The 26,069-nt window shown below is 71.2% G+C and carries 22 protein-coding genes and 1 pseudogene; 5 read left to right on the plus strand and 18 right to left on the minus strand.

What is annotated here, in order from left to right; all coding sequences use genetic code 11:
• Nucleotides 1–240: 240 nt before the first annotated feature.
• The 5 genes and pseudogenes from AB1285_RS25620 to AB1285_RS25640 form a co-directional block, all read right to left on the minus strand.
• On the minus strand, nucleotides 241–1,386 hold the full coding sequence (locus AB1285_RS25620) for an NAD(P)-dependent oxidoreductase (RefSeq protein ID WP_429978163.1): 1,146 nt from the start codon (nucleotides 1,384–1,386) through the stop codon (nucleotides 241–243).
• Nucleotides 1,304–2,233, minus strand: coding sequence for a xylulokinase (locus tag AB1285_RS25625; RefSeq protein WP_429978164.1), 930 nt, complete (start codon nucleotides 2,231–2,233; stop codon nucleotides 1,304–1,306). The genes AB1285_RS25620 and AB1285_RS25625 overlap by 83 nt, the downstream gene beginning before the upstream one ends.
• Nucleotides 2,119–2,793, minus strand: a pseudogene (locus AB1285_RS25630) (FGGY family carbohydrate kinase); the annotation flags it as partial. The pseudogene AB1285_RS25630 and the gene AB1285_RS25625, both read right to left, overlap by 115 nt.
• Before the next feature lie 9 nt (nucleotides 2,794–2,802).
• Entirely contained in the window at nucleotides 2,803–3,378 is a 576-nt protein-coding gene (locus AB1285_RS25635; RefSeq protein WP_370429010.1) for a glucose-6-phosphate isomerase family protein, read from the minus strand.
• 122 nt (nucleotides 3,379–3,500) lie between these two features.
• Nucleotides 3,501–4,475 carry an acetylxylan esterase gene (locus tag AB1285_RS25640; protein ID WP_370429011.1) on the minus strand — a complete coding sequence of 325 codons (975 nt, stop codon included), beginning with the start codon at nucleotides 4,473–4,475 and terminating at the stop codon, nucleotides 3,501–3,503.
• Nucleotides 4,476–4,555: 80 nt separating this feature from the next.
• Between AB1285_RS25640 and AB1285_RS25645 the strand changes: the two genes are divergently transcribed.
• Nucleotides 4,556–5,365 (plus strand): DeoR/GlpR family DNA-binding transcription regulator, encoded by an 810-nt coding sequence (locus AB1285_RS25645; protein ID WP_370429012.1) that lies wholly within the window; start codon nucleotides 4,556–4,558, stop codon nucleotides 5,363–5,365.
• 11 nt (nucleotides 5,366–5,376) lie between these two features.
• Here AB1285_RS25645 and AB1285_RS25650 read toward each other — a convergent pair whose 3' ends face one another.
• From AB1285_RS25650 to AB1285_RS25675, 6 genes are all read right to left on the minus strand, one after another.
• Entirely contained in the window at nucleotides 5,377–6,264 is an 888-nt protein-coding gene (locus tag AB1285_RS25650) for a LacI family DNA-binding transcriptional regulator (protein WP_268777049.1), read from the minus strand.
• 68 nt (nucleotides 6,265–6,332) lie between these two features.
• A complete protein-coding gene (locus tag AB1285_RS25655) occupies nucleotides 6,333–8,594 on the minus strand; it encodes an FAD-dependent oxidoreductase (protein ID WP_370429013.1) in 2,262 nt (753 codons plus the stop codon).
• 37 nt (nucleotides 8,595–8,631) lie between these two features.
• The gene (locus tag AB1285_RS25660; protein ID WP_370429014.1) at nucleotides 8,632–10,437 is read right to left on the minus strand and encodes a BNR-4 repeat-containing protein; all 1,806 of its coding nucleotides are present in this window, start codon (nucleotides 10,435–10,437) and stop codon (nucleotides 8,632–8,634) included.
• Nucleotides 10,438–10,448: 11 nt separating this feature from the next.
• Nucleotides 10,449–11,774, minus strand: a complete 1,326-nt coding sequence (locus AB1285_RS25665; protein WP_370429015.1) for an extracellular solute-binding protein — start codon at nucleotides 11,772–11,774, stop codon at nucleotides 10,449–10,451.
• Between the two features lie 50 nt (nucleotides 11,775–11,824).
• Nucleotides 11,825–12,730, minus strand: a complete 906-nt coding sequence (locus AB1285_RS25670) for a carbohydrate ABC transporter permease (protein ID WP_370429016.1) — start codon at nucleotides 12,728–12,730, stop codon at nucleotides 11,825–11,827.
• On the minus strand, nucleotides 12,727–13,581 hold the full coding sequence (locus AB1285_RS25675; protein WP_174235390.1) for a carbohydrate ABC transporter permease: 855 nt from the start codon (nucleotides 13,579–13,581) through the stop codon (nucleotides 12,727–12,729). The genes AB1285_RS25670 and AB1285_RS25675 overlap by 4 nt, the downstream gene beginning before the upstream one ends.
• Nucleotides 13,582–13,827: 246 nt before the next feature.
• Here AB1285_RS25675 and AB1285_RS25680 point away from each other — a divergent pair, with 246 nt between their 5' ends.
• The 4 genes from AB1285_RS25680 (at nucleotide 13,828) to AB1285_RS25695 (ending at nucleotide 19,771) form a co-directional block, all read left to right on the plus strand.
• On the plus strand, nucleotides 13,828–14,271 hold the full coding sequence (locus tag AB1285_RS25680; protein WP_370429017.1) for a hypothetical protein: 444 nt from the start codon (nucleotides 13,828–13,830) through the stop codon (nucleotides 14,269–14,271).
• A 160-nt stretch (nucleotides 14,272–14,431) separates the two neighbouring features.
• Nucleotides 14,432–18,505 (plus strand): Ig-like domain-containing protein, encoded by a 4,074-nt coding sequence (locus AB1285_RS25685; RefSeq protein WP_370429018.1) that lies wholly within the window; start codon nucleotides 14,432–14,434, stop codon nucleotides 18,503–18,505.
• The gene (locus tag AB1285_RS25690) at nucleotides 18,496–19,101 is read left to right on the plus strand and encodes an SGNH/GDSL hydrolase family protein (protein ID WP_370429019.1); all 606 of its coding nucleotides are present in this window, start codon (nucleotides 18,496–18,498) and stop codon (nucleotides 19,099–19,101) included. Before AB1285_RS25685 ends, AB1285_RS25690 begins: the two co-directional genes overlap by 10 nt.
• Nucleotides 19,102–19,120: 19 nt before the next feature.
• Nucleotides 19,121–19,771, plus strand: coding sequence for a GntR family transcriptional regulator (locus tag AB1285_RS25695; protein WP_136051814.1), 651 nt, complete (start codon nucleotides 19,121–19,123; stop codon nucleotides 19,769–19,771).
• A 174-nt stretch (nucleotides 19,772–19,945) separates the two neighbouring features.
• Here AB1285_RS25695 and AB1285_RS25700 read toward each other — a convergent pair whose 3' ends face one another.
• The 7 genes from AB1285_RS25700 to AB1285_RS25730 form a co-directional block, all read right to left on the minus strand.
• The gene (locus tag AB1285_RS25700; protein ID WP_370429020.1) at nucleotides 19,946–20,755 is read right to left on the minus strand and encodes an amidohydrolase family protein; all 810 of its coding nucleotides are present in this window, start codon (nucleotides 20,753–20,755) and stop codon (nucleotides 19,946–19,948) included.
• A 21-nt stretch (nucleotides 20,756–20,776) separates the two neighbouring features.
• Complete coding sequence (locus AB1285_RS25705; protein WP_370429021.1) at nucleotides 20,777–21,721, minus strand: aldo/keto reductase; 945 nt, start codon at nucleotides 21,719–21,721, stop codon at nucleotides 20,777–20,779.
• Nucleotides 21,691–22,473, minus strand: coding sequence for a ribonuclease activity regulator RraA (locus tag AB1285_RS25710; RefSeq protein WP_259953317.1), 783 nt, complete (start codon nucleotides 22,471–22,473; stop codon nucleotides 21,691–21,693). The genes AB1285_RS25705 and AB1285_RS25710 overlap by 31 nt, the downstream gene beginning before the upstream one ends.
• The gene (locus AB1285_RS25715) at nucleotides 22,470–24,386 is read right to left on the minus strand and encodes a hypothetical protein (protein WP_370429022.1); all 1,917 of its coding nucleotides are present in this window, start codon (nucleotides 24,384–24,386) and stop codon (nucleotides 22,470–22,472) included. Before AB1285_RS25715 ends, AB1285_RS25710 begins: the two co-directional genes overlap by 4 nt.
• On the minus strand, nucleotides 24,383–24,859 hold the full coding sequence (locus tag AB1285_RS25720; RefSeq protein ID WP_429978160.1) for a carbohydrate ABC transporter permease: 477 nt from the start codon (nucleotides 24,857–24,859) through the stop codon (nucleotides 24,383–24,385). The genes AB1285_RS25715 and AB1285_RS25720 overlap by 4 nt, the downstream gene beginning before the upstream one ends.
• Nucleotides 24,856–25,236, minus strand: a complete 381-nt coding sequence (locus AB1285_RS25725) for a hypothetical protein (protein ID WP_429978161.1) — start codon at nucleotides 25,234–25,236, stop codon at nucleotides 24,856–24,858. Before AB1285_RS25725 ends, AB1285_RS25720 begins: the two co-directional genes overlap by 4 nt.
• On the minus strand, nucleotides 25,236–26,069 hold an 834-nt coding region (locus AB1285_RS25730), incomplete at its 5' end, for a carbohydrate ABC transporter permease (protein ID WP_429978162.1). The genes AB1285_RS25730 and AB1285_RS25725, both read right to left, overlap by 1 nt.

Raw genomic sequence — 26,069 nt, forward strand, 5'->3', positions numbered from 1 at the left:
CGCGATGCTCGAGATCTCGCGCAGGACACCGCGAACGGATCGAGCTCGTCGAACAGGTCGGACGCCGCGCGTACACGTTCATCTTGTGCGTGGTGACGAGCGCGCCGCGGTGGTGCGGGTCGTCGCGGATCTGTTCGACCATGGCGCGGTACTGCGCGGGTCGGCATCCATCGGCAGGTCGTGGCCGACGAGGGGTCCGGGTGGGGAGGCCGAGGATGTCGGCCCACAGCGGGAACACCTTCAATGATCGACGACGAGGCGGTGGTGACGCCCACGAAGCCCATGTAGTCGGCGGTGGCGGGCGGTGCGGAGGGCGTCGCGGCGGTGGTCATCGGTTCTCCTGGGGGCGGACGCGGGGACGGGGACGGGGTGGGCGGGGTCGGCGCCACGGAGGACCGCGATCACGTCGTCGAGGGACAGCGCCCCCATGTTGTCGACGGCCTGGGTGGTCTGGGCACCGAGGTGCGGGTGACGATGACGCGGTCGGCGAGCGCCGGGTCTGAGCAGGGGGCTGTCGTGCGCGGCCGTGTCGCCGTCGAGGGTGTCCGCCGCGTACCCGCGAGGATGCCGTCGCGGAGGGCGTCGGCCACGGCCTGCTCGTCCACGAGGTCGCCGCGGGCGGTGTTGACGAGCACGGTGCCCGGTCGCATCCCGGCGAGGCGGTCGGCGTCGACGAGCTGTTGCCCGCCGGGGGCGTGCAGGGTGATCACATCGGCGGTGCGGAACAGGTCGTCGAGGGTGACGGGTTCGGCGCCCGCGGTCCCGCACGAGGTCGGCGGGCAGGAACGGGTCGGAGGCGAGCAGTCGCGGACCGAATCCGCCCAGCCGCCGCGCGACCCCCTGGCCGATCCGCCCGAAGCCGACGATGCCGACCGTCGCGGCGCCGAGCTCCCGGCCGCGGCGGCACGGTCCAGTCGCCGGTCCGCACGCGGCGGTCGCCGTCCGGGATGGTGCGCAGGGCGGCGAGCATGAGCCGACCGCGTGGTCGGCGACCGCGTCGGCGTTCGCGCCGGGGGTGTTCGTGACCGGGATGCCGCGCTCGCGCGCCGCCGCGAGGTCCACCGCCTCGGTGCCGACCCCGTAGCGCGCCACGACCTTGAGCTTCGGGCCGGCGGCGAGGTGCGCGTCGGTGACCGGTCCGGTGCCGGCGATCCAGGCGTCGGCGCCGTGCAGCAGCACCCCGCAGCTCGTCGAGGTCGTGATGCGCGGTCCGCGGAGGATACGGTGTCCGGCCTGCGCGGCGCGCCCGACCAGGTCGAGGTCGCCGTCCGAGAAGAGCGGCTCGTGACGAGGATGACGCCCATCAGTGCGGCCTTCCGGCGAACCACGGCGCGAGGGCCGTGTAGGCGTCGGTGAAACGCGCGTGGCGCTCGGCGTAGACCGCATGCCGGGAGGGGTCGGGCGTGAACTCGGCGGTGACCTCGCTGAGCGCTCGGGCGGCGGAGAAGTCGGTGAGGCCGAGACCGACGGCTCCCGTGACCGCGGCACCGAGGCTGTTCGCCTCCTCCACGATGGTGCGGCGACGAACCGGCACTCCCCAGACGTCGGCGAGGACGGCGAGGTAGACGTCGCTCTGCGCCCCGCCGCCGACCGCGTCGATGCGGTCGATCGTCGCGCCAGCTCCCCGGAACGCCTGGATGCAGGTGAGGAGGTTGAACGCCGTCCCCTCCAGCACGGCGCGCACGAGGTGGGCGCGCCCGTGGTGGCGGGCGAGACCGACGAACGCGCCGCGCGCGTCGGGATCCCACAGCGGGGAGCGCTCGCCGAGCAGGTAGGGAAGGAAGTAGAGATCGTCGGTGTCGACATCGCTCGCGGCCTCGGCGACGAGGCGCCCCGTCTCCGGGTGCGCGGGTCGACGGAGAGGGCTTCGGCGATCCACTGCACGGAGGCGCCGCCGGCCTGCATGGTCGCGGTCGGCACGAACGAGCCCGGGACGACGTTGTCGAAGGTGAAGGTCCGCATCGCGGCGTCGTGCAGCGGGGCGTCCGCCGCGAAGGAGATCCACGACGAGGTGCCGAGGCAGACATAGGCGCCGTCCTCGGGCGCCACGATTCCGGAGCCGACCGCGGCGAGCGGTCCGTCGCCGCCGCCCATGACGACCCGGACGCCGGTGTGCAGCCCGAGCGCTTCGGCCGCGGCGGCCGTGAGCGGGCCCGCGATCTGCGTCGACTCCAGGATCTCGGGGAACAGGGCGGGATCGAGCCGCGCGGCGGCGAGGACCTCGGGGGACCACGTGCCGGCGACCTGGTCGTACGCGTTCGTGCCGGAGGCGTCCGAACGGTCGGTGGCCAACCGCCCGGTCAGCCGCAGCACGATGAAGTCCTTGGCCACGCACACCCGGCGCACGCGCTCCCACACCTCGGGTTCGTTGTCCCGGACCCACATGACCTTCTCGATCGAATAGGTGGGGTTGAGGCGATGACCGAGGATGCCGTACGCGCGCTCGGCGCCGACCGCCGCCTCGAGCTCGCGCTGCTGGGCGCCGGCGCGGGTGTCGGCCCAGATGATCGCCGGCCGCGCGGGCTCTCCGTCGGCATCGAGGAGCACGGCGCCCATCATCTGCCCGCTGACCACGAGCCCGGCGACGTCGGCGGCGGCGGTACCGGTGCGCGCGAGCAGATCGCGGGTCGCCGTGACGACCGCGTGCCACCAGTCCGCCGGGTTCTGCTCAGCGACCCCGCCGGCCGCGAAGTGGGCCGGGTACGACACGGTGACCGCGGCGATCAGGCGACCGTCGTCGTGGTGCAGGGACGCCTTGTTCCCGGTCGTGCCGAGGTCGTGGGCGATGATCATGGCCGGAGCCTATTCCGCGTAGGGACGCAGGTCGACGCCGGACTCCGCGCGGAACGCCCGCGAGCCCATGCCGTGCTCCAGCACCCAGCCGTAGTCGTGGCCGGCGCCCCCGGGGTACACGGCGAGGAAGGAGTAGGGCTCGTCCCCGGTGTTCACGGAGCGGTGCGCCCAGCCCGGCGGGATGTAGCCGATGGTGCCCGGGAGCATGTCGAGCCATTCAGTGCGCTCGCCGTCGAACATGAGCAGTCCGCCGCGGCCGTGCAGCGCGAGGTAGATCTCGCCCTGGTGGTCGGGGTGCTGGTGACCCTTGGTCATCCAGAGCTCGCCGCCCGTGTCGCCGGGCATGATCGTGGTGATCGACTGCGGCAGCTCGCGCTCGATCTCGGGCACAGGGGAGCTGACGACCGTGTAGACGATCGGGTCCTCGCCCGCGGCGGCGGCCGCCCAGGCGTCGCGGTCGCGGAACAGGCCCTCGAGGTCGGACATCCGCCGGGTCAGCGTGGGGCCTTCGGGGGAGAGGGTGAGCTTCTCAGCGTCGAAGGCGATCGCCCTCGGGGAGATCGGCGGGGTCTGGTACTCGGGCATCCATGCTCCTCGAAACGGGTGCTGCGTCGTCGCGCAACCTGTAATGACAAGCTCACTGTACCTGTTATGACAGGTTGCGTCCAGTGCTCTCCCGCGCGCGAGGAGCCGCGCATGCGGCGGTCTCAGCGGGCAAGCGCGCGCTCGAGATGTGCGCGCCCGTCGCGGATCGCGGCCGCCGTCACGTCGTCCCACCCGGGATACTCCGCATGGCCGGCCGGAAGCACCGCCAGCTCGAGATCATGGGCCCCCGCGGCGACCGCGAACTGCCCCTGCGGCGGCACGTACTGGTCCCAGAGAGCCGCCTCCACCCGGACCGGTACCTCCGCGAAGCCGATGCTCGTCGAGGAGTCGAACCAGCGCAGCACCTCGCGGGCCTCGGGATGCCGCAGGACGTGCTGACGCACGGTCTCCCCGCTCCCCAGGCACGGCACCGCCAGCCGTTCGTCGTACTGGCCGAAGCTCGGCACGATGAGGGTGGCCCCCACGAACCGGTCGTCCCACGGCAGGGCGAGCGCGCCGATGCCGCCGCCGAAGCTCTCCCCGACGTAGTAGAGAGGAAGCGCGCCGACGACCGAGACGAGGACGTCCGCCGCCAGCCACAGGTCGCGCGCGCAGAGGCCGAGCACGTAGCGCTCCGGATCGTCGATGCCCGCGAGCACGTGCTCGGGGGTGGGCTCGGGCGCTCCGATCCCCGCGTTCAGCACGCCGAGCCCGCGGGCCACGGGATAGATCGCCGCGACGTCGTCCGGCACCCGGGCGAGATCGACCGCGTCGCGACCCCCGTAGCCGTGGCCGTGCACGACGCCCGCGCGGGGAGGGCCGTCGAGGGGCTCGACCACCCAGGCCCGCAGTCGCACGCCGTCGACGCCGGCATGCTCGACGACGGACACCCGACGGCCCTGCTCCTCGGAGGTGGAGAGGACCACGGGGGCCGCGTCCACCGCGGCGGCCTCGCGCCGCCAGCGCCGCCAGCGGTCGGCGAAACCGGGCGGCGCGGGCACGGGGCGGACGGCGCGGAGGTCGGCTTCGGTGCGGCCGTAGCTGCCGTCGAACGCGGCATCGGGGAACCAGGTGGCGTAAGGCTCGGGGAAGGTCATGCGGGCTGAGGGATCCTGTTCCGGGAGTGGGGCGGGCGGGGGTGCGTGGCAGACTGGAGGCTCCATCGGAAGGAGACCGCGTGCTGGTCACGGAACGACGCGAGCGCATCCTCGCCCTGACCCGCGATCGCGGCACTGCGTCCATCGGCGAGCTCGCGGCCACGCTGCAGGTGAGCGAGATGACGGTGCGGCGCGACGTCGATCAGCTGGCCGAGGAGGGCGCGGTCGAGCGCATCCGTGGCGGCGTGCGGGCGCGGGGCCTCCAGCGTCTGGTTCCGGCTCCGGCGGCCTCGGCGGAACGGCGGGCGATCGTCGCGGCGGCCGCGGGCCTCGTCGAGCCGGGCATGGCGGTCGGCATCTCCGGCGGACCCACGGCGCTGGCGCTCGCGCGGGAGCTCGTGCGCATCCCGGAGCTCACGGTCGTCACGAACGCTCTGCCGGTCTCCGACCTGTTCTCGCCGCCGGACCGCGCCGACGCCCCGTACACGCAGACGGTCGTGCTCACCGGGGGCGTGCGCACGCCCTCCCAGGCGCTCGTCGGGCCGGTCGCCGTCCGCGCCCTCGAGCACCTGCACTGCGACCTCGTGTTCCTCGACGCCCACGGCCTCGACGAGCAGGCCGGGATCACGACCATGAACCTGCTGGAGGCCGAGACCAACCGGGCGCTCATGGCTGCGGGGCGGGAGGTCGTCGTCCTCGCGGAGCACAGCCGCTGGGGCGTGGTCGGACTCACGACCGTCGCCGACCTCAGCGACATCGACCGCCTCATCACCGACGACGGCCTCGACGACTCCGCGCGGGAGCTGCTCGCCGCCCACGTCGGTACCCTGCACGTCGCGCCGCGCGACGGCGGCGACGAACGTGCGCTCGCGGCGGCCCTCGCGGACTGAGTCCGCCGCCGTCATCGGGCCGTGCTCGCCCGCGGAATCAGCCGGGCGCCGACCGTCACGTGCCGCACCGGGAGATCGGCTCCCGGGGGTGCGGCGATCTGCCGTTCCAGCTCCGTGAACGCGGCGTCCACGAGGCGCGCGTGGTCGGGGGCGATGGTGCTGAGGGCGGGGACGGCGAAGCGTGCGGCGCGGATGTCGTCGATGCCGACGACGGCGACGTCTCCCGGCACGTTCCGTCCCTGGGCCTGAAGGGCGGCCAGGGCGCCGAGGGCAACGGAGTCGTTCGAGCAGACGATGCCGTCGAGGTCGGGGACCGCGGCGGCCATGGCGCCCGCCACGCGTTCACCCTCCTCGGCCGTGAAGGCGTCGACCTGCGCGGTGAGTGCGGGATCGGCGGGGATTCCGGCGGCGGCCAGCGCCTCCAGGTATCCGGCATGCCGACGGTCGGCGGCGTCCGACGGGCGGGCATCGCGGCGACCGACGAAGGCGATGCGGCGGCAGCCGACCGCGAGCAGGTGCTCCGTGGCGGTGTAGGCGGCGGCCCGGTTGTCGATCGTCACGTGCGTGAACGGGCTCACCTGGATGTGCTCGCCCAGCAGCACGAGCGGCCCGGGGGAGGTGCGGCGCGTGAGGTCGGCGACCGTGAGCGAGCGCGGGATGTGGATGAGCCCGTCGATGGGCGGCAGGCCGACGCCGTTGGCGACGTCGATCTCGCGGCCGTGGTCGCCCTCGGTCTGCACGATGAGCACAGCCAGGCCCCGGTCATCGGCGCCGCGGACGATGCGCGAGCCGAGCTCCGCGAAGTACGGCTCCTCCAGATGCGGCACCGCGAGCGCGATGAGCCCCGTGCGGGTGGCCCGCGCGACGGGGAGCACGCGGCCGCCGGGCGAGGTGGTCACCTGCGGCCTCCTGGAGGGACGACGGTCTCCGCCGGGACGACGGATGCCCTTCACGTTAGCGCCCTCCGTCACGATTGCACTCGGAACGCGATCACGCGTGCCTCCGCGACGCCGTTCGTCCGCTCCACCACGAGGCGGGCGGCCGTGAAGGCGCCGAGGTCCGCCGGCAGCGGATGCACCCGCAGGCGATGGCGGTTGTCGCGCTCCTCGGCCACGGTGCGCCACTCGTCCGAGCCCTCCGGCTGCACCTCGACGCGATAGTCGCGCACGAGCTGGGGCAGCACCTCGTCGGGGCTGCGGTGGTGATGCAGGGTGTTGAGCTCCAGGTCCACGTCGTCGTCGAACACGAGACGGATCTCGGAGGCCGAGACCGGCTGCTCCCAGTCCAGGCGCAGCCACTGCGGGCCCTCCGCCTCCGGGGCGGACGCCCACAGGTGCGGTCCGCCGAACGGACGGTTGTAGCCGGAGACGGCGCGCTCCGGCGCGACGGCCTCGGAGTCCGGGCTCGTGCGGAACGCGGGCACCCGGCCGCGCAGCGGCTTGGTCGGCCACTGCACGAGGAGGCCGTCGCGGTCGACCTGCACGTTGCGGTCGTCGTTGTCGACGCGGTGCACGAGGGTGAGCACCCCTGGCGGCAGCTCGGAGGCGAGCTGCACGTGCACCTGCGGGTTCGCGCGGAGCACGACGATCGCGTTCTGCGGCTCCTCCGGCGCGAAAGGCGTCTCCGCCCGCACCCAGGACGGGCCACCGGCGGGGACGTCGATCACCGTGCGGTGCTCGAGCACCGCGGGCACGATGTTCTGCGGACGGCCCGTGGACCAGACCTCCACCATGACCTGCGTGTCGGCCTCGGCGCTGAGCAGGAGCTCGGTGGTGTCGAGGCGCGGGTGCACGGGGACGACGATGCCGAGGTCGTCCGTCAGGGTGTGCGGGGTCGCCGCGGCCACGGTGCTCTCCGGGGTGCCGATCGTGCGCAGGGTGCTGGACGCGGTGACGGCGGCGGTGCGGGCGAGGTCGGAGGGATCCTCGTTCGCGACGCCGATGAGGGAGGCGTCGGCGCGCAGCAGCGTCTGCCGGAGTTCCGCACGGTGGTTCTCGTACAGCTCCCGGGGCGTGGCGTCGTGGGCGTAGCAGAGGGCGGCGGCGGTGCCCGCGGCCTCGCCCATCGCCGCGCACGTGGCCATCACTCGGGCGGCACCGAAGGCGATGTGCGTGGCCGAGATATCGCGACCCGCCATGAGCAGGTTGTCGACGTTGACGGAGTAGAGCGAGCGGAACGGGATCTCGAAGACGCCGTCCGAGAAGCGCTGCACCGCGCCCGCCCCCGTCGCGTACATGCCCTCGGCGGGATGGAGGTCGATGGACCAGCCGCCGAACGCGATGCCGTCATCGAACGACGTCTGCTCCAGGATGTCCTGCTGGCGCAGCGTGTAGTCGCCGATGAAGCGGCGGTACTCGCGCTTGCCGGGGATGTTGCCGATCCACTCCAGGGTCAGGTTGTCGGCGTCGAACTCGCCGGAGTTCTTGATGTGGTCCCAGATGCCGAGGATCACCGACCGCAGCTCGTCGCGGATGGCCTCGTTGTCGTCGACGATGTCGAGCGTGCCGCCCCACTCGATCCACCAGTAGTGCGCGCCGCTGTCGCCGCTGCGGATGATGCGCGACGAGGGGATCGGGGTGGTCGAGATGTCCTTCGCGCTCTCCGGCGCGACGTACTTCACCGGGTGCCCGAGATCCTTCGTATAGAAGAGGAGCGTCGAGCCGAGGAACTCGCGCACGGGCTGCTCGGGCGCCCAGTCCTCGCCGAACTCGCTGCGGCTCTCCTTGCCCAGTCGGTGCCGGGCGCCGACGAGCCGTCCGACCAGGCCGTCTCCGGTGCAGTCGAGGAAGAGCGGCCCGCGGAAGACGGTGCGGATCTCCGAGCCCATCGTCCAACCGGTGACCGACCGGACCCGACGGGCGTCGTCGGGTCCGGTGGCCTCGGCCTCGAGCACCTCCGTGTTGAGGAACAGCGTGAGGTTGGGCTCGCGGCGCACGATGTCGAGCACCACGTCGTCCCAGTACACGGGGTTGCCCTCGGGGTTGCGGAACTGGTTCTCCCGGTACATTTCGCCGATGATCCCGGTCTCCCGCGCCCACCGCTGGTTGCCGTGGGCGGTCGCTCCGCACACCCAGACCCTCACCTCCGAGGAGGAGTTGCCGCCGAGCACCGGCCGGTTGTTGATCAGCACGGTACGTCGGCCGAGGCGGGCGGCCGCGACGGCGGCGCTCACTCCGGCGAGGCCGCCGCCGACGACGATGATGTCGGCTTCGACGGTCTGGGTGCGCATGGGGATGGGTTCCTTTCGGGAGGGGTGGTGATGCCGCTCAGCGCGCGGCGATCGCTTCGATCTCGTAGACGCGGGCGACGTCGGTGGCGGAGTCGGACGGGTCGGTGATGACGAGGCGCACGGCATCGGCCGTCCGCCCCTGGGCGTCGACCACGACCGTCGTCTGCGTGTTGCCGGTGACGGTGCCGACCGTGACCCAGCCGCTCGCGGTGCGCAGCTGGACGGTGAAGTCGCGCAGCACGGAGGTCTGCGGCGGGCCGACCGTGTATCCGCTGCGGACCCGGACGACGTCCAGCGGCGCGGCCTCGTCCCACTCGACCGTGATGGTCGGCTGGGTGTCGGAGGCCGCCGAGATCCACCGGCTCGCATCCGTGCAGCCGCCGTCGATCGCCTTCTCCGGGCCGGTGTCGGCGCGGAGCTGGGACGAGGCGGTCGCGGTGCCGCCGAGCGCCAGGTTCTCGCCGCCGGCGTCGCCCCGGAGGGAGGCCACGATGGCGGAGAGGCTGGTGGTGCCGGGCTGCCCGTCGCGCGGGATCTCGGCATGCCGCAGCGTCCCTCCGTTGGGGACAGCAGGGGCGCTGAGGTAGACGACGTCGGTGCCGTCCGTGCGGGTCGCCGCGCGGAGGCGCTGCTGGCCCACGACCGGATCGCCCACGGTGTCGGCGGTCCATCCGGACGCTCCGGCGGTCAGCAGCACCGTCTGACTGCGGGTGATGCCGCAGTCCTGCACCGACACCACGGCGTAGACGCGGGTCTCGCCGCCGGCGGTGGTGGTGTCGAGCGCCGCGATGGTCTGCACGCCGCCACCGAGGGCGTCCGTGTCCACGAGGGTCTCGCTCGTCCAGGCGGAGCCGGTCCAGGTCGCCCACCGCACGTCGAAGGCGTTCTCGGTCTCGTCCGCGTACCGGTAGGTCACGCCCACGAGGTCGCCGTCGGCCAGGGCCATCTTCGCGGTCTGCACCGCGGGCACGGCGTCGCCGATGGTCTCGCCGGGCTCGTAGCCGCGCCACACGACGGCGCCGGGGGTGTCCGGGCGGATCGGGGTCGGCAGCGCCTGCCCGGCGACGTCGCGGAAGCCGCCTGCGGCCGGGTCGTACACCGCGTACGAGCCGAGGTGGCGGTAGGGATCGGCCGGCCACGGGCCCCACTCCCACAGCACGTGCACCTTGCCGCTGGCATCGACCTCGAGGTCGTCCGGGTAGAAGGAGTGGTTCACGGCGGCGGCGATCGTCGTCTCGCGGGTCCACGTCCCGGCCACGGGGTCATAGTGGTACAGCACCCCGTCGCGGCGGGCCTGCGGGTCGGCGCCCACCCGCACCATGAGCCAGATGTCGCCGTCGGCGCCCTGCGCGGTGACCGGGTAGGAGATCGCGGCGCCGGCGTCGGGCATCTCGGCGCTCACGTCGACGAGCGAGGTCGCGTCGTAGGGCACGGTGGAGCGGAAGTACTTCCACGGCTCGTGGTGCATGGAGACGAACGCGTGGATGTACCCGTCGCCGTCGATCGCGATGGACGGCTGGTTGTGGCCGTTGTCGTCCGCATACTCCGCGCAGGCCCCGGTCGCCAGGCGCAGGCAGCCCGATGTCCACGTGCCGTCGGCGGCGCGGACGGCCAGGTTCACCTGGTGCTTCGCCGCCACCGAACCGGGCACGTTGTAGGCGAAGTACGTCTCGTCGCCGTCGACGACGAGCGGGTTCCACCAGCCGGACTGGTTGGAGCTGTCGACCGTGACGGGCACGGTCTCGACGTCGGGGGTCGCGGCGGCGGCCGGAGCCGGCGCGGCGAGGACGAGTGCGGTGAGGGCGGCGGCAGCGGTGGCGCCGGCCTTCCAGCGGAGGGTCATGGCGATGCTCCTCAGCCCAGCAGCTTCTGCGCCTGGTCGCCGGCCTGCGCCATCGCGTCCTTCGCGCTCTGCTGTCCCACGAGGACGGCCTGCACGCGGTCCGCGATCACGGTCTCGATCTGGGCGTACTGCGGGTACTGCCAGAACGGGTTGGTGGTCGCGGTCGCCGTGATCTTCTCGGCGAAGCGCGAGCCGAACGCGTCGGACGCCACTTCCTTCGAGGCCTGCGCCTCCTCGGTCACCGGCGGCAGTCCGCGCAGCTCGTAGTCGCCGAGCACCGCCTTCAGGTCGCTCGTGGCCCACTGGCCGAAGTCCGCGGCCGTGCGCGTGCTGTCGCCGGCTCCGCCGCCGACGATGGCGATCGCGCCGCCCCAGACGAGGGCGCGCGGGGTGTCGCCCTTCTTCAGCACGGGGCGGGACTCGGGCACGAGCTTGGAGGCGAGGTCCGGATCCGGGGAGTCCTTCGTGACGGACGCGCGGCCCACGGGGGCGTCGTCGTAGATGGCGGCGCGGCCCTGGGAGAACAGCGAGCGGGCGTCGAAGCGGTCGACGTCGGCGGCGATGAGCCCCTGGTCGTACAGCGACTTGTACCAGGTGACCGCCTCGATGCTCGCGTCGTCGCCGATCGTGACCTTGCCGTCCTTGACGAGGTCGCTGCCGAACGTCTGCATCCAGATGAGAACGTCCTTGAGCTGGGCGGCCTTGGTCGAGGCGGCGTAGGGGATGAGGCCGCCGCCGAGGGCCTTGAGCTTCTTCAGCGCCGCCTCGAAGTCGTCGACGGTGGTCGGGAACGTGGAGATCCCCGCCTTCTTCAGGAGCTCCGAGTTGGTGATGAGCCCGATCGCGCCGATGGTCCACGGGAACGCGTACTGCTTCCCGTCGAGCTGCGTGGCCTCCAAGCTCGACGCGGTGTAGCCGCGGCCCTTCGTGAGTGCCGAGACGTCCTCCAGCTTGCCGAGCGCGGCCAGCGAGGCGAGCCAGGCGACGTCGACGTGCGCGGCGCCGGTGAACTGCCCGCCGCGCACCTGCAGCATGAGCTGCTTGAAGTACTCGTTGTAGGGGAAGGAGACCTCGGTGATGCCGACCTCGTTGGTCTTCTTGTAGCCGTCGAGCAGCGCGCGGGTCGCCGGGGCGGCGGCCTCCTCGGTCAGCGACCAGCTGGAGAAGGAGAAGTCGGTGGCGGTGAAGCCGCCGGTGCCGAGTCCGGCGCCGGGGGAGGAGGACGGACTGCCGTTGCCGCCGCCGCTCGGCATGCAACCGGCGAGGAGGAGGCCGGCGGCGCCGAGCCCGGCGAACTGCAGGAGCTGGCGACGGGAGACGGTGGTGTTCTCGGACATGGGGGTGCTCTCTCTTCTTCGAGGGACTGCGGATGAGGGGGTGGTGCGGGTCAGCCCTTGACCGCGCCGGCGGTGAGCCCGCCGACGAGGAAGCGCTGCAGGGCGATGAACGCGATGGCCACGGGGAGCGAGACCACCAGCGAAGCCGCCATGAGTTCCGGCCAGGCGGTGGACGCCTCGCCGATGAACGTGTTGACGAGTCCCGGCGGCAGGGTCTGCTTGTCGGGGCCGGCGAGCGTGAGGGCGAAGATGAAGTCGTTCCAGCCGCGGACGAACGCGAACAACCCCGCGGCGATGAGGCCGGGCGCGGCCAGCGGCAGCACGATGGAGTGGATGATGCGCATGCGGGAGGCCCCGTCGACGCGCGCGGCCTCGATGAGCTCGTCCGGAATCGTGTCGAAGAAGCCCTTCAACATCCACACGCACAGCGGCAGCGTGAACGTCGTGAACGACAGCACGAGCGCCGTGTAGGTGTTGAGCAGGCTGTATGCCGAGAACACCGCATAGAGGGTGATGAGCAGTAGCGCCTGCGGGAACATCTGCGACGCCAGCACGAAGTACATGAGGCTGCGGCGGCCGCGGTAGCGGAACTTCGAGAACGCGTAGCCCATGTACGCCGACACCAGGACCGAGAGGATCGCGGTGATGACGGAGACGACGATGCTGTTGCGGAGGTAGCCGAACAGGGCCGGGTTGTTCGCGAGGGCGGCGTAGGCCTCGAAGGTGATCTCGGTGGGGAACAGCTTCGGCGGGTAGCTGAACACCTCCGTGCGCGGGGTGAGCGAGGTCGCGAGCAGCCAGTACACCGGCAGCAGCGCGAACCCGCCGAACACGACGACGGCGATCCAGGCGCTCACGGTGGAGGCACGGCGGTCGGCGCGGTGGCGCCGACGACGGGGTGCGGCGGGCGGGGCGGAGACGGCGGCCACCGTCTCCTCGGTCAGCACGGCGGTCATCGCTTCTCTCCCTTCTCGGACAGGCGGACGTAGACGACGACGAGCGCCATCAGCAGGATCATCCAGAGCAGGCCGATCGCCCCGGCGTGGCCGAGGTCGAAGCCGTCGAACGCGGTCTCGTACACGGCGGTCGCGAACGTCTGGGTGGAGCCGGCGGGACCGCCGCCGGTGAGGACGTAGATGATGTCGAAGTGCTGGAAGTTCCAGATGAACTCCAGCAGGATCACGAGGCCGATGATGCCGCTCATCTGCGGGACCGTGATGGAGAAGAAGCGGCGGATGGTGCCGGCGCCGTCGATCTCGGCGGCCTCGTGCAGCTCGATCGGCACGGTCTGCAGGCCGGCGAGGAGCATGACCATCATCCAGGGGAACGACTGCCAGGTCTTCGCGACGATCACGGCGATCATGGCGGTGGTGGGGTTCGCGAGCCACGCCTGCGGGGAGTCGATGAGGCCGACGGTCTCGAGCGCGGCGTTGAGCACGCCGTAGTTGGCGTTGAAGATCCACATCCACAGGAACGACACGACCACGCCGGGGATCAGCCACGGGATGAGCATGAGGCCGCGGAGCACTTTGGCGCCGCGGATGCGCGTGTTCAGGGCGAGGGCGAGGCCGAAGCCGATCACGAACGGCGCGATGGTCGTGCCGAGGGTGAAGACGAGGGTCTGGGTGAGGAGGGGGAAGAACTCGCCGGTGAGCACGTCGACGATGTTCTGGAAGCCGACGAACTCGCGGCCTGGTTCGACGAGGCTCTGCTTGTAGAACGCGGTGATGAGGGCCGTGATCAGCGGGTACACGACGACGGCGGCGAGGAGCGCGAGGCCGGGAGCCGTGAGGAGGAGCGCGAACATCCCGTCCGAGAGGCGACGGGGCCGGCGACCTGTTCCTATCTGTGAGGAAATGGTCTGTTCTGTCATCTAGGTCATCCTTGGCCTGGGGTGATGTGTCCGCACTCACGCGGTGCGGTCTCGGGCTTCCTCAGTATTTCCGGCAGATTACAGCGACGTCAACTGGAGAGCGCAATAGTCAGAAAGTGGTGGAAAATGTTTGCTTTGTGAACTGATTCACCCGGAGGGCGCCCTCGGTACGATCACGACATGGGGTTCTCACTGCTCGGCCTGGCGGTGAGTCTCGCGATCTTCCTCCCGAACCTGCTGCTGATCCCCTTCCCGCCGAGGCCGAAGCTCGAGAGCCCGGCGGTGCCCCGTGTGCTCCTCGTGTTCGAGAGGGCAGGGCAGGCGCTCTGCATGACGGTCCCGGCGATCACGGCGACCGGCGCAATCGCGTGGGGGTGGGCGGTGCCGGTGGCGCTGGCGGTGCTCGCGTACGGGGCCCTCTGGATCCGCTACCTGCGTCGCGGCCGGCCCGGGTCGGCGCTGTTCGACACCGTCTTCGGCATCCCGGTGCCGATGGCTCTCGCGCCGGTGGCCGCCTTCCTCGGCACAGCGGCGTGGTTGCAGAACCCGTGGATCGCGCTCGCCGCGGTCGTCCTCGCGGTCGGGCACATCCCGACCTCCCTCCTCGCGGCTCGGGATCACTAGGCGTACTGCTCAGTGTGGGGCGGGCGTTCTGACACATCGACGATTTGAAACGATCAGTATCGATCCTTGCTAGTCGATTATCGATTGGCTACGGTCGGAGCAGCCGCTCCCGCGGCGCCGCGCGCATCGGCCGTGCGGGAAGCGACAGTTCGGAGACGCGATGAAGCGTGTACTGGCAAGCCTGACCCTGGCGGCGGTGTTCGGATCCGCCCTCGCTGCGGCGGTCCCGTCGGCGGCTGCGGCCGCGGACGATGACGCCCTCTACCTCGCGCCGGGAGGTGACGACGCGGCCTCCGGCACGATCGACGACCCCCTCGCGACGCTGGAAGGCGCCCGCGACCGGATCCGCGCGCTGAAGGCGGATTCCGCGCTCCCGAACGACGGCCTCACGGTGTACCTCCGGGAGGGCACGTACCCCCGCTCGGCGTCGTTCGAGATCGGCGCGCAGGACTCGGGCACTGCCGACGCCCCCATCACCTACCGCTCGTACCCGGGGGAGACTGCCACCCTCACCGGCGGTCGCGAGCTGCCGCGCGACCAGTTCGCCGCGGTCGACGACGCGGCGGTGACCGACCGCATCATCGACCCAGCTGCCCGCGACCGTGTCGTCGGGATCGACCTCGCCGACCTCGGCATCACCGACTACGGCCAGCTCAGCCGCCACGGCTACTGGAAGGCCAACGACGTCAGCACCACCCCGCCCATGGAGCTGTTCATCGACGGCCAGGGCATGACCCTCGCGCGCTGGCCCAACGCCGACGCGGCCACCCCGACCGTGCAGATGGGCGACATCATCGACGCCGGGCCGGACCGCAACGACGCCGACCTGCAGGAGCGCGGCGGCACGTTCAGCTACGGCTACGACCGCCCGAAGCACTGGACGCAGGCCGAGGACGTCTGGCTGGACGGCATCTTCGGCTACAGCTGGGAGTGGTCGTACAACAAGGTCGAGAGCATCGACACCGAGGCGAAGACCATCACCCTCCGCTACGGCGAGATGTCCGGGATCATGAAGAGCTGGTTCCCCGACTTCCACTTCGCGCAGAACCTGCTGGAGGAGCTCGACGCCCCCGGCGAGTACTACATCGACCGCGACGCCGGGAAGCTGTACCTCATCCCGAACGCGGCCTTCACGTCCGGCCGCGGCGCCGTGACGGTCACCACGCTCGATGAGCCGATGCTGCGCGCCGACGGGGCCTCCTACGTGAACTTCGACGACCTCGTGATGGAGTACGGACGCGCGACGGCCGCGGTCATCCTCGGCGGCTCGCACGTCACGATCTCGCACAGCGACATCCGCAACTTCACCGACGGCGGCGTGCTCATCAACTCGCCGGGGCGCTACACCTACGACGGCATCCCGGTGAACCGCGGCGGCCGCGACCACGCCGTCACCGACAGCCGGCTCACGCACGTGGGCGGCGTCGGCGTGGTGCTCCAGGGCGGTGACAAGACGACGCTCGAACCCGGCCGCAACCGGGTCGAGAACTCCGAGATCGCCGACTTCGCCTACTACCACAAGGCCTACAACCCCGGCGTGATGTTCGACGGCGTCGGCAACATCGCCAGGGACAACGAGATCCACGACGCCCCACATCCCGGGATCATCGTGCACGGCAACGACCACCTGTTCGAGCGCAACGAGGTGTACGACGTCTGCAAGCAGTTCCACGACCTCGGTGCGATCTACATGAACTCCGGTAAGACCCCGCAGCAGCGCGGCCACGTGTTCCGTGAGAACTACTTCCACGACATCGGCGTCGGCATGGCGGGCGTCGAGGGCATCTACGCCGACAACTTCACGTGGGACCTCACGATCGAGAAGAACGTGTTCGTGAACATGGGCAACGGCGCGATCAAGAGCGGCTCGGCCGACTACATCGAGGCACGCAACAACGTCTTCGTCGACGCCTACGCCCCGTACGACAACTACGAGCAGTGGATGGGCGACCAGGAGGGCAACGTCGTCGACCGCGACTACATGCCGGCCTGGGAGAAGGTGTTCGCCGACAACAACGACTTCGTGGGCACGCCGTACCTGACCAAGTATCCCGAGCTCGCGCACTTCTTCGAGGACGACCACTACTTCCCGAACCACAGCACCTTCGCCGAGAACGTCGTGTGGAACCCGAACCGGGCCCGGATGGCCGGCGTCAACGAACACGGCGCGAAGGACGGGAAGAACCTCTTGAACTACGAGGACAACTGGGTGGCCGACGCCGACCCCGGCTTCGTGGACGCCGCGAACGGCGACTACACGCTGAAGGCCGATGCCGCCGTGTTCGACCAGATCCCGGGCTTCGAGTCCATCGCCTTCGGCGAGATCGGGGTCGACGGCACGATCGGGCAGACGCAGCAGCCGCAGACCGTCCCGCTCGAGGGCATCGCGTTCGACAGCGACACGCTCACGATCGACGCGGGCGACGAGGTGCGCGTGCGCGCCGTGCCGCTGCCGTGGAACGCCGACGACGCCGCGGTGACCTACGCCTCGGCCGATGCCGCCGTCGCCACCGTGAACGACAAGGGCGTGGTGCTCGGCATGGGCCCCGGCACGACCACGGTCACGGCGACGGCGAAGGCCGATGCCACCAAGACCGCGACCATCGAGGTGATCGTCGAGGAGGGCGACGGCGTGCTGCACTTCACCGACTTCGAGTCGGGGGCGAACGGCTGGCCGACCGACCCGAACCGCTCCATTCAGGTGGATGCATCGGGCGACAAGGTGTACCGCATCCTCAAGGGCGCCAACAGCATCCTGCCGCGGGACTTCACGGAGTTCGTGCTCGACTTCGACGTCACGGCCCCGGCGACGACCCCCGCCAACGCGGGACTGATCGTCTACGACCGCAACGGCAAGGGCGGCGGCTACATCCGCTTCCGTCAGGCCGCGGCCGGTCCGACCTGGACGATCTTCGACGACGCCTGGAAGGTCGTCGCCGAGAAGGTCGTGCCGGCGGCGCAGGGCCTGACCCCCGGGGAGACGTCGCACGTCCGCATCGCGGTGCAGGACGGGCAGATCCGGATCTCCGTGAACGGGGCGATCGCGCTGGAAGGCGCCGACCCCGGGCCCGGCAAGGCCGGTCGGGTCGGGTTCTACGTGGAGAACTACGCCTCGCTCGACTTCGACGACGTCGGGTTCTCGCTCTCCGGTGTGCCGGTCACGGGCGTGAGCCTGGACGCCGACGCCGTGGGGCTGACCGTGGGGGAGCGGCGGTCGGTCGCGGCCACGGTCGCCCCGGAGGACGCCAGCGACGCCCGGGTCACCTGGACGACCGATGCCCCGGAGGTCGCCACGGTCTCCGGCGGCCGGATCGCGGGGGTCACGGCTGGAACCGCGACGATCACCGCGACCTCGGTCGCCGACCCGAGCCTCAGCGACACGGTCACCGTCACGGTGGACGATGCCGAGTACCCGACCACCCGCCTCGACGGCCAGCTGAATGACGGGGCGAACTGGAGTCAGTCCGACCACATCGCCGTGGACGACACCGGCGTCGTGATCAGCGGCCAGGGCGTGCACGGCTACGAGGCCGAGCGCTTCGGCGACACCCTGCTGCAGTTCGAGGCGGAGTTCGGCGCCTTCGATGGCGGCTGGTACGGCTTCCAGGCGCGCTCCGATCAGACCGGGCTCCCCGCCTGGCAGAACTCCAACACCGGCTACCTCGCGGTGATCAAGGAGGACGTGATCGAGTTCCAGAGCTGGACCCCGGGGCAGACCATGCTCGACAGCATCCCCAACACGGTCATCGAGCCGGGCTCCACGCACCGCATCGAGTTCGGGGCCGTCGCCGAGGACGGTGGCACCCGCATCGTGCTCCGGGTGGACGACGTGACCGTGTGGAACATGGTCGACGCCAGGGAGAACCTCCGCATCGGTGCCGACGGCTTCTTCAACGTCTACCACTACGGCAAGACGAACACCCTGGCCGTGCGGCCGACGCCACCGCCCGCGACGGTGACCGGCATCTGCTGGGCCCCCGAGGCCGACCCGAAGACCCGCTACGTGCGCGGCGAGGAGCTCGACGTGACCGGCATGCTGCTGGGGGTGGACTGGAGCGACGGCTCCCGCACCACGCAGCAGGTGACGGCGGACATGGTCAGCGGCTTCGACAGCAGCAAGGTGCGCCCGCACCACACGCTCACCGTGACGTACGCTGGCGCGAGCGTCGAGCTCCCGATCTCGGTGCGACCCAAGCTCAAGAACGACGAACAGGACGTGCCACGATGCGGGTGACCTTCATCGGAGACTCGATCACCGACGCGGGGCGCGATCGCTCCGACCCCGGGTCCTTCGGCGACGGCTACGTGTCGCTCCTCGCGCCCGAGCTGCAGGCGGCGGGAGCCACGGTCCGCAACCTCGGGATCGCCGGGGACCGCGCCCGCGACCTCGCCGCCCGGTGGGACGCGGAGCTGACGCCGACCGCTCCGGAGCTGCTGACCGTGTACGTCGGCGTGAACGACATGTGGCGACGCTTCGACAGCGACGACCCGACCCCGGCCGAGGACTTCGAAGCGACGCTCGGCGACCTCCTCGCCCGAGCGGTGGCGACGCACGCCCCGCGGCTGATCCTCATGGAGCCGTACTTCCTCCCGGTGACGGAGGAACAGCGCGCGTGGCTCGACGACCTCGACGGGAAACGGGCGGCGGTGCGGGCTCTCGCCGCGGAACACGGGGCGGCGTTCGTGCCCCTGCACGATGTCTTCACGGCGGCCGCGGAGGAGCATCCGGTCGTCGAGCTCGCGCCGGACGGGGTGCACCCGACGCCCCGCGGATCCGCCCTCATCGCGGATGCCTGGCGCACGGCCGCATCCATTAGCGATAGTCGATAATGGACGTAGACTGATGGTCATGACGGATGCTCTCGGCACGGCCGGACTGCAGCGCGGACTGCTGTCTGATCAGATCTACGCGCTCATCAAGGCGATGATCAAGGACTCCACGCTGGCTCCCGGCGAGCAGCTCGTGGAGTCGCAGCTCGCCCGGCAGATGCAGGTGAGCCAGGCGCCCGTGCGCGACGCCCTCAAGCGGCTCGCCCACGAGGGTCTCGTGTCGCACGTGCGGCATCAGGGCAACTTCGTCGCGAGCTACTCCGCGGAGGAGGCGGCGCAGGCCAAGGTCGCCCGCGTCGAGCTGGAGGGGCTGGCCGGACGGCTGGCCTGCGGAGCGCTCGACCCGGCTCGCCGGGCCGAGCTCGTCGGCCTCATCGCACAGATGCACGAGGCGGCCGAGGCGGAGGACCTCGCCCGGTTCCGCGAGCTCGACTTCACCTTCCACCGTGCGGTGATCGAGGCCAGCGGCAACGTGTACCTCCCCCGCATGTGGGACCTCCTGGAGCCGAGCCTGCGCGTCATGCACGTGCTCGGCGACCCCACCTTCACGGGGGACTGGCACGAGGTCGCGGACTGGCACAAGGGCCTGCTCGACACGCTGGACGCCGGTGACGAAGAGGCCGCGTCCTCCCTGTTCCGCGCCCACGCCGCCGGCACCCTCCTCGACTGACCCCCGCGCGAGTTCGCAGTTTCGCACCGGGGTCGCACGGCTGGCCGGAGCCCCTGCGACACGGTGAGGATCCGCGACGGGGCTGCGGAGTCCCTGCGCGGGGTCGCAGTTTCGCACCGAGGTCGCACGGGTGACCAGAGTCCCTGCGACGCGGTGAGGATCTGCGACGGGGGGCTAGGCCGTGAAGGGGGAGAGGCGGTCGGCGGTGCCGGACCAGAATGCTCGAGCTTCGGAAGGGGACAGGGGAGGAAGGGCCCGCCGGGTCGCGGCGAGCACCTCCGCGTAGGTTGTGGTCCGCGTGGACATCGGCCAGTCGCTGCCGAACATCAGCCGGTCCGCGCCGAAGAGGGTGAATGCGGAGCGCAGCAGTTCCTGCGACTCGTCCGCCCCGCGCGCCGCGAGGTCGAGCCCGGAGACCTTCGCCGACACTCCCGGAGCCGACGCGGCCTCGGCGAGGGCGGAGAGCCATGCGGCATCGGCCGTCCGTGCTCCGAGGCCGAGGTGGCAGAGGACGATCGCGGTGCCGGGGTGCCGTCGGGAGAGGGCGGCCGCGGCGGGAAGCTGCTCCGGGCGGATGAGCAGTTCGAGGGTGCGGGCGGTCGCGCCCAGGTGGTCGGCGAGGGCGTCGAGGCCGTCCACATCGGACAGGTCAGCGGCGTACTGCGGCACCGCGGCGCGCACGCCGACCACGGCGGGAGAGAACGCGACTGCGGTGGCGCCGGCGGCCCGTCCCGGCGCGGGGGTGTACTGCAGCACCACGCGCCGCAGGTACGGGTCCCGGGCGGCCGTCGCCGTCAGCCATTCCGCCTCGGCCACCGAGTCCGCTGCTTGCACGGCGATGGCGGAGGAGACGCCGGCGTCCGTCAGCTCCCGCCCGAGGTCTGTGGCCGCGGCGTGGCGGGGAAGGCCGAGGTCGTCGCGGAACCAGGGGATCGGCAAGGCATCCGCATCCCAGACGTGCACGTGGGCGTCGACGATCCGCACGTCAGATCCTGCGCCGCGCGGTCACGCGGCCTCCGCGTCGAGGGCGTCCCACAGCGCGGCGGGCAGCTCGGCATCGAGGCCGTCCACGAACGCGTCCACCTCCGCGGGCGTCCGAGCCCCGACGACCACGGCGTCCGCACCGTGCCGCAGCGGGAACTGCACCGCGGCGTCGGCGAGCCGCACGCCGTACGTCGCGGACACGGCCTGCAACCGCAGCGCCCGCTCCCGGAGCTCCGGGGGTGCGGGCTTGTACTCGAAGAACGGCGAGCCGACCGGGTCGACGAGGATGCCGGAGTTGAACACCGCGGCCGCGAGCACCCCGATGCCACGGGCCGCCGCGGTCGGCAGCAGCCGGTCCAGGGCGGTGCGGTCGAGCAGAGTGAGTCGTCCGGCCTCCATCACCACGTCGAGCGGCGCCTCGGCGACGTAGCGCTCCAGGGGGTCGAGGCGGCCGAGGCCCACACTGATCGCGCGCACCACCCCTTCGTCGCGCAGCTCGACGAGCGCCGGGAGTGCTGTCGCGAACGCCGCCTCCACGTCCAGGGGGTCGTGCAGGTGGAGCACGTCCACGCGATCGGCGCCCAGCCGGGCGAGGCTGCCGTCGAGGCTCCTCCGCACGCCGTCCCTGCTGAGATCGACGACGGAGTCGTGCCCGCTCGCGGCTCCCGAGACCGGCCGGCCGTCCGCATCGACGAGCACCCGGCCGACCTTCGTCGCGATCACGTAGTCGTCGCGCGGGACGTCGCGGAGGGCGAGGCCGAGCTTCCGTTCGCTCTCACCCGACCCGTACAGGGGCGCGGTGTCGAAGAACCGCACGTCCCGGGCGAGCGCCGCATGCACGGTGGCCACCGCGTCGGCGTCCGCCACGGGGGCGAAGAGGTTGCCGATCGGCGCGCAACCGAGTCCGACGTCGTCGCGCGCGGCGACGTCGGGGTTCAGCGGACGGAGCTCTGGACGGAACGCCATGCCTCGTACTCCTCGCGGCTGTCGGGGGTCAGCGGGTAGTAGTCGCTCAGGCGCGCGCCCTCGTCGAGGCGGCGGCGGCTGAACACCTCCCACTCCTCATGATCGCGCGCGTCGTCCACGACCTGCGGCGCCATCGCCTGCGGCACCACGACGGGGCCGTCGTCGTCGGCGACCACGAGGTCGCCCGGCATGCACAGCGCACCGCCCACCGCGACCGGCACGTCGTACGCCCACGGCACGAGCTCCGACTGCGAGGCGTAGTGCGGGGTCGTGCCCGTCGACCACACCGGGATGCCGAGCTCGCGGATGCGGCCGGCGTCGCGGATGCGGCCGTCCACGACGATCCCCGCCCCGCCCTTGCGTGCGAAGTAACGCGCCAGGATGTCGCCGATGCACCCGGAGAAGCGGCTGCCGTAGGCCTGGATCACCAGCACGTCGCCGGGCTGCACGGCCTCGAGCACGTGCCACAGGGCGGTGTGCCGCTCGGCGTACTCCTGACCGTCGCCGGAGGCCATGTCCTCGCGCTGCGGCATGAACTGCAGCGTCAGCGCCGAGCCGACCACGCGCTGACCGAGGCTCAGCGGCTCCGGCCCGTCGATGTAGCTGCGGCGGATCCCGAGCCCGTGCAGCTTGGCGCACGCGGTGGCGGAGGAGATCGCGTCGAAGGAGTCGACCACCTCGCGCGAGGGCCGCTCGTAGGCCCCACCCCGCACGGGCAGGGCGAAGTCGGGTCGGATCAGATCGGCGCTCATGCGTCTCCTTCAGGGAACAGGTGGCGCGGCGAGCCGGTCGCACGCGCGATGGTCAGGTCGAGGTCGGCGCTGTGCGCCGGGGGCAAGGTCACCACGAGGTCGTCGTCCACGTCGAACGTCGTGGTGACGAGCGGGGCGTCCGGGGCCGTGTAGGTGCCCGAGGCGCCGGGCCAGAAGCCGGGCTCCTCCCCGGTGGCGGTCACCTGGACGATCCGGTCGAGCCCGAAGCGCCCGCCGCGCAGCCGCACGGTGCGGGTGTGCACGGCGGAGGCGTTCACGAGCTGCACGCCGATGCCGTGGTCGTCGAGGCGGTGCACGAGCGCGGCGACGTCCTCCGGGAGCCCGGGTCGCGCGCGGTCCACATCCTCGTAGCGCAGAGCCGTGAAACCGAGTCCGCCGTTGTAGAGCACCTGTGGAGCCCCGCTGACGAGCTGGGTCAGCACCTCGGTCACGACGGGGTTCACGCGCTGCCAGAAGTGCAGGTGCGCGGCGTCGGGGTCGCGGTCGTCGGCGAGCATCATCGCGGCACGGCGCGCCACCTGGCCGAGCGCCATCTCCAATGCCCGCACCGGGTAGTCCGGAAGGTCGCCGGAGAGATACGCGAACCAGCCGGCCTCGTGGCCCGCCTCCTCCTTGTCGCGGAACGGCGCGACGAGGTCGGTGGAGTCGGGGAGACCGGCGATCGCCGTCTCCAGCCGCTCCCGGTCAGACGCCCGTCGCGACCACCACCAGAGCCACAGGGGGAGGTCGAGTTGCAGCGGACCGTAGTCGAACCAGCCGTCCGCGCCGTGACGGTACGGGACGAGCAGTCCCGGCTCGGTGGCGGCGGCACCGAGCCGGGCCATCCATCCGCCGCGCAGACTGTAGGTGGACTCCGCGACGCTGCCCGTGCGCGCCTCGGCGAGCACGGTGTCGAGCATCGTGCGCACGAGGTCGAGGGCGGCGTCGTCGCCTGTGACGAGCGCGTGGTTGAGGGCACCGATCAGGGCGCTCATGCCGACCGAGTGCAGCCCGTGCGGCCAGGCCCAGCCGTAGTGCCCGCCCCACCAGCGGCCGTCGTGGAGGGAGCCGACGGTGCCGTCCGGGCCGACGTTGTCGGGGAGCAGCCCGCCGTCCGCCCGCGCGCGCCAGCCGTCGACGTACCGGCGGATCCACGCGGCCGCCTCCTCGTCACCGTCGTAGAGCCAACGGTTCGCGGCGAGGGAGGTCGCGGCGAGGTTCACGGCGATGTCGCCCGCCGCGCGGCGCTGCATCTCCTCCGCCATCCGCTGGGCGTGGGCGGGGTCGGCGAGGTCGTCCCAGGAGACGATGCCGTCCAGGCCGTGCAGCGGCAGACCGTAAGGGCGCATCTCGTCCCGGTCGGCCGTGTACGGCACGATCTTCTCGTCGAGACCCTCGCGCGCACCCAGAGCGCCGTTGTGCGGCGAGCGGATCATGTTGCGCTCGGCGTCGTAGTTGCCCTGTGCGGGGTCGGTGAAGAGGGCCGCGAACCGGGCGGCGCGCGCGGCGAACGCGGAGTCGGCCGGGTCGGCGGCGCAGATGCCGGCGAGGAACAGCAGCGACTCGCCCTGATGGAACCAGTCGTAGCCGTTGTCGTACTCCTCGGTGAGCATGCCCGCCTCGGCGAGCTGCACGGTCACGCCCTCCCAGTGCCGCTTGGCGTCGGCGAGCACCTCGTCGGAGCCACCGAGCAGGTAGAACGCGGGCCAGTTGAAGAAGGGCTCGTACAGGTCGTCCACGCCGTCGCGGTCGATGAACTCGGCGACGCCGCGGAGGCGGCCGTCCGGCAGCGTGTAGCGGTCGCGGAAGAGGCGGCGGGCCTCCTCGACCTCGGCGAAGAGCCGGCGCTGCAGCACGGCCCAGGCCGGGATCGTGCGCAACGGACGGGTGAGCGGGGTCTCCGGCACGGTCATCCCTTCGTCGCTCCGGCGACCAGGCCGCCGATGATGTGGCGCTGCATCACGATGAAGAACACCATCGCGGGCAGCACGGCAAGCAGGAGGGTCGGGAACACCTGGGTGTAGTCGGTCGAGAACTGTCCGACCGCCGCGTAGACGCCGGTGGTGACCGTGTAGATCCCGGAGCTCGGCCCGAGGATGATCTGCGGACTCACGAAGTCGTTCCACACGCCGATCGAGTTGAGCACCACGACCGTCGCGACGACGGGCTTCATGATCGGGAAGATGCACGCCCAGAACGCGCGGATGGGCCCGGCGCCGTCCAGGGACGCCGCCTCGTCGATGTCACGCGGCACGCTGCGGAGGTAGGCCGTGAACAGGAAGATCGTCACCGGCAGGGTCGCCGCCGTCTCGAAGAGGATGAACCCGGGGATCGTGTTGATGAGCCCGAGCACCCGCAGCACGAAGACGACGGGGATCAGCGTCACCTGACCGGGGATGAAGAGCCGGAGACGAAGAGCAGCAGCAGTCCCAGGTGCCACTTCGACCGCCCGCGGGCGATGACGTAGGCGACGGGCGCGGCGAGGGCGATGCAGCACAGGTTCACGAGCACGACGAACAGCAGCGTGATGCCGTACGCGGCGATCACGTTGAACTTGCTGCTCGTGATCGCGGCCCACAGGTAGTCGAACGTGAACATCTGCGGAGTGATCAGCAGGGGGTTCTCGATGATGTCGGCCTGCGGTTTGAACGCGTTGATCAGCATCGTGTACATCGGGATCAGCATCGTGATCGCGACGACGCCGAGGACGATCCACCGGATCGCGCTGACGGCGAGGGCCGGGCGGTTGCGGGTCTGCTTCATCAGTCGGTCGCCTTCTGCTCGGCGCGGCGTCGCACCAGGGTGACGGCGAGGCCGACGACCGCGGTGACGATGAGGAGGATCATGGACTGCGCGGCGCCGAAGCCGAGGGCCGAGTTCGCGAAGGAGTCCTTGAGGATCTGGTACACGATGGTCTGCGTCGAGCCGGCAGGCCCGCCGTCGGTGAGCGACAGCACCACGTCATACGCCTTGAGGAGCCCGACGAGCGTGAGCACGAGGTTCACGGTGAAGACGGGGGCGATGAGCGGCAGCGTGATGGAGCGGAACTGCTGCCACCGCGTGGCGCCGTCCACCGTCGCCGCCTCGTAGTACTCCGCCGGGACCGACTTGATGCCGGCGAGGAACAGGATCATATTGAAGCCGAAGTGCGACCACACGATCGTGAAGATCACGCTCGCCTTGGCGAAGGTCGGGTCCGTGAGGAACGGCATGGCCGGGAGGCCGAGCGTGCTGAGCAGACCGTTGACGGCGCCGGTGGGGGAGAGCATCGCCGACCACAGGAAGCCGATGATGAGGGCGCTGATCACGTACGGGTAGAAGAAGACCGTCCGCAGGATCGTGTTCGAGCGGCCGGGCCCGGAGATGAGGGCGGCGATCGCGAGGCCGATGGCGTTGCAGAGGATCGTGCCGACCACGGCGATGATGCCCGTGAAGATCGCGGCCTGTATCGAGCGCGGGCTGCGGAACGCCTTGATGTAGTTGTCCCAGCCGACGAAGGTGAAATTGAGGCTGTACCCGTTCCAGTCGGTGAAGCTGAGCACCGCCGCGAGGATCATCGGGATGACGAACATCGCCAGGAACACGGCGACGGCCGG

The organism is Microbacterium sp. NRRL B-14842 (assembly GCF_050470785.1).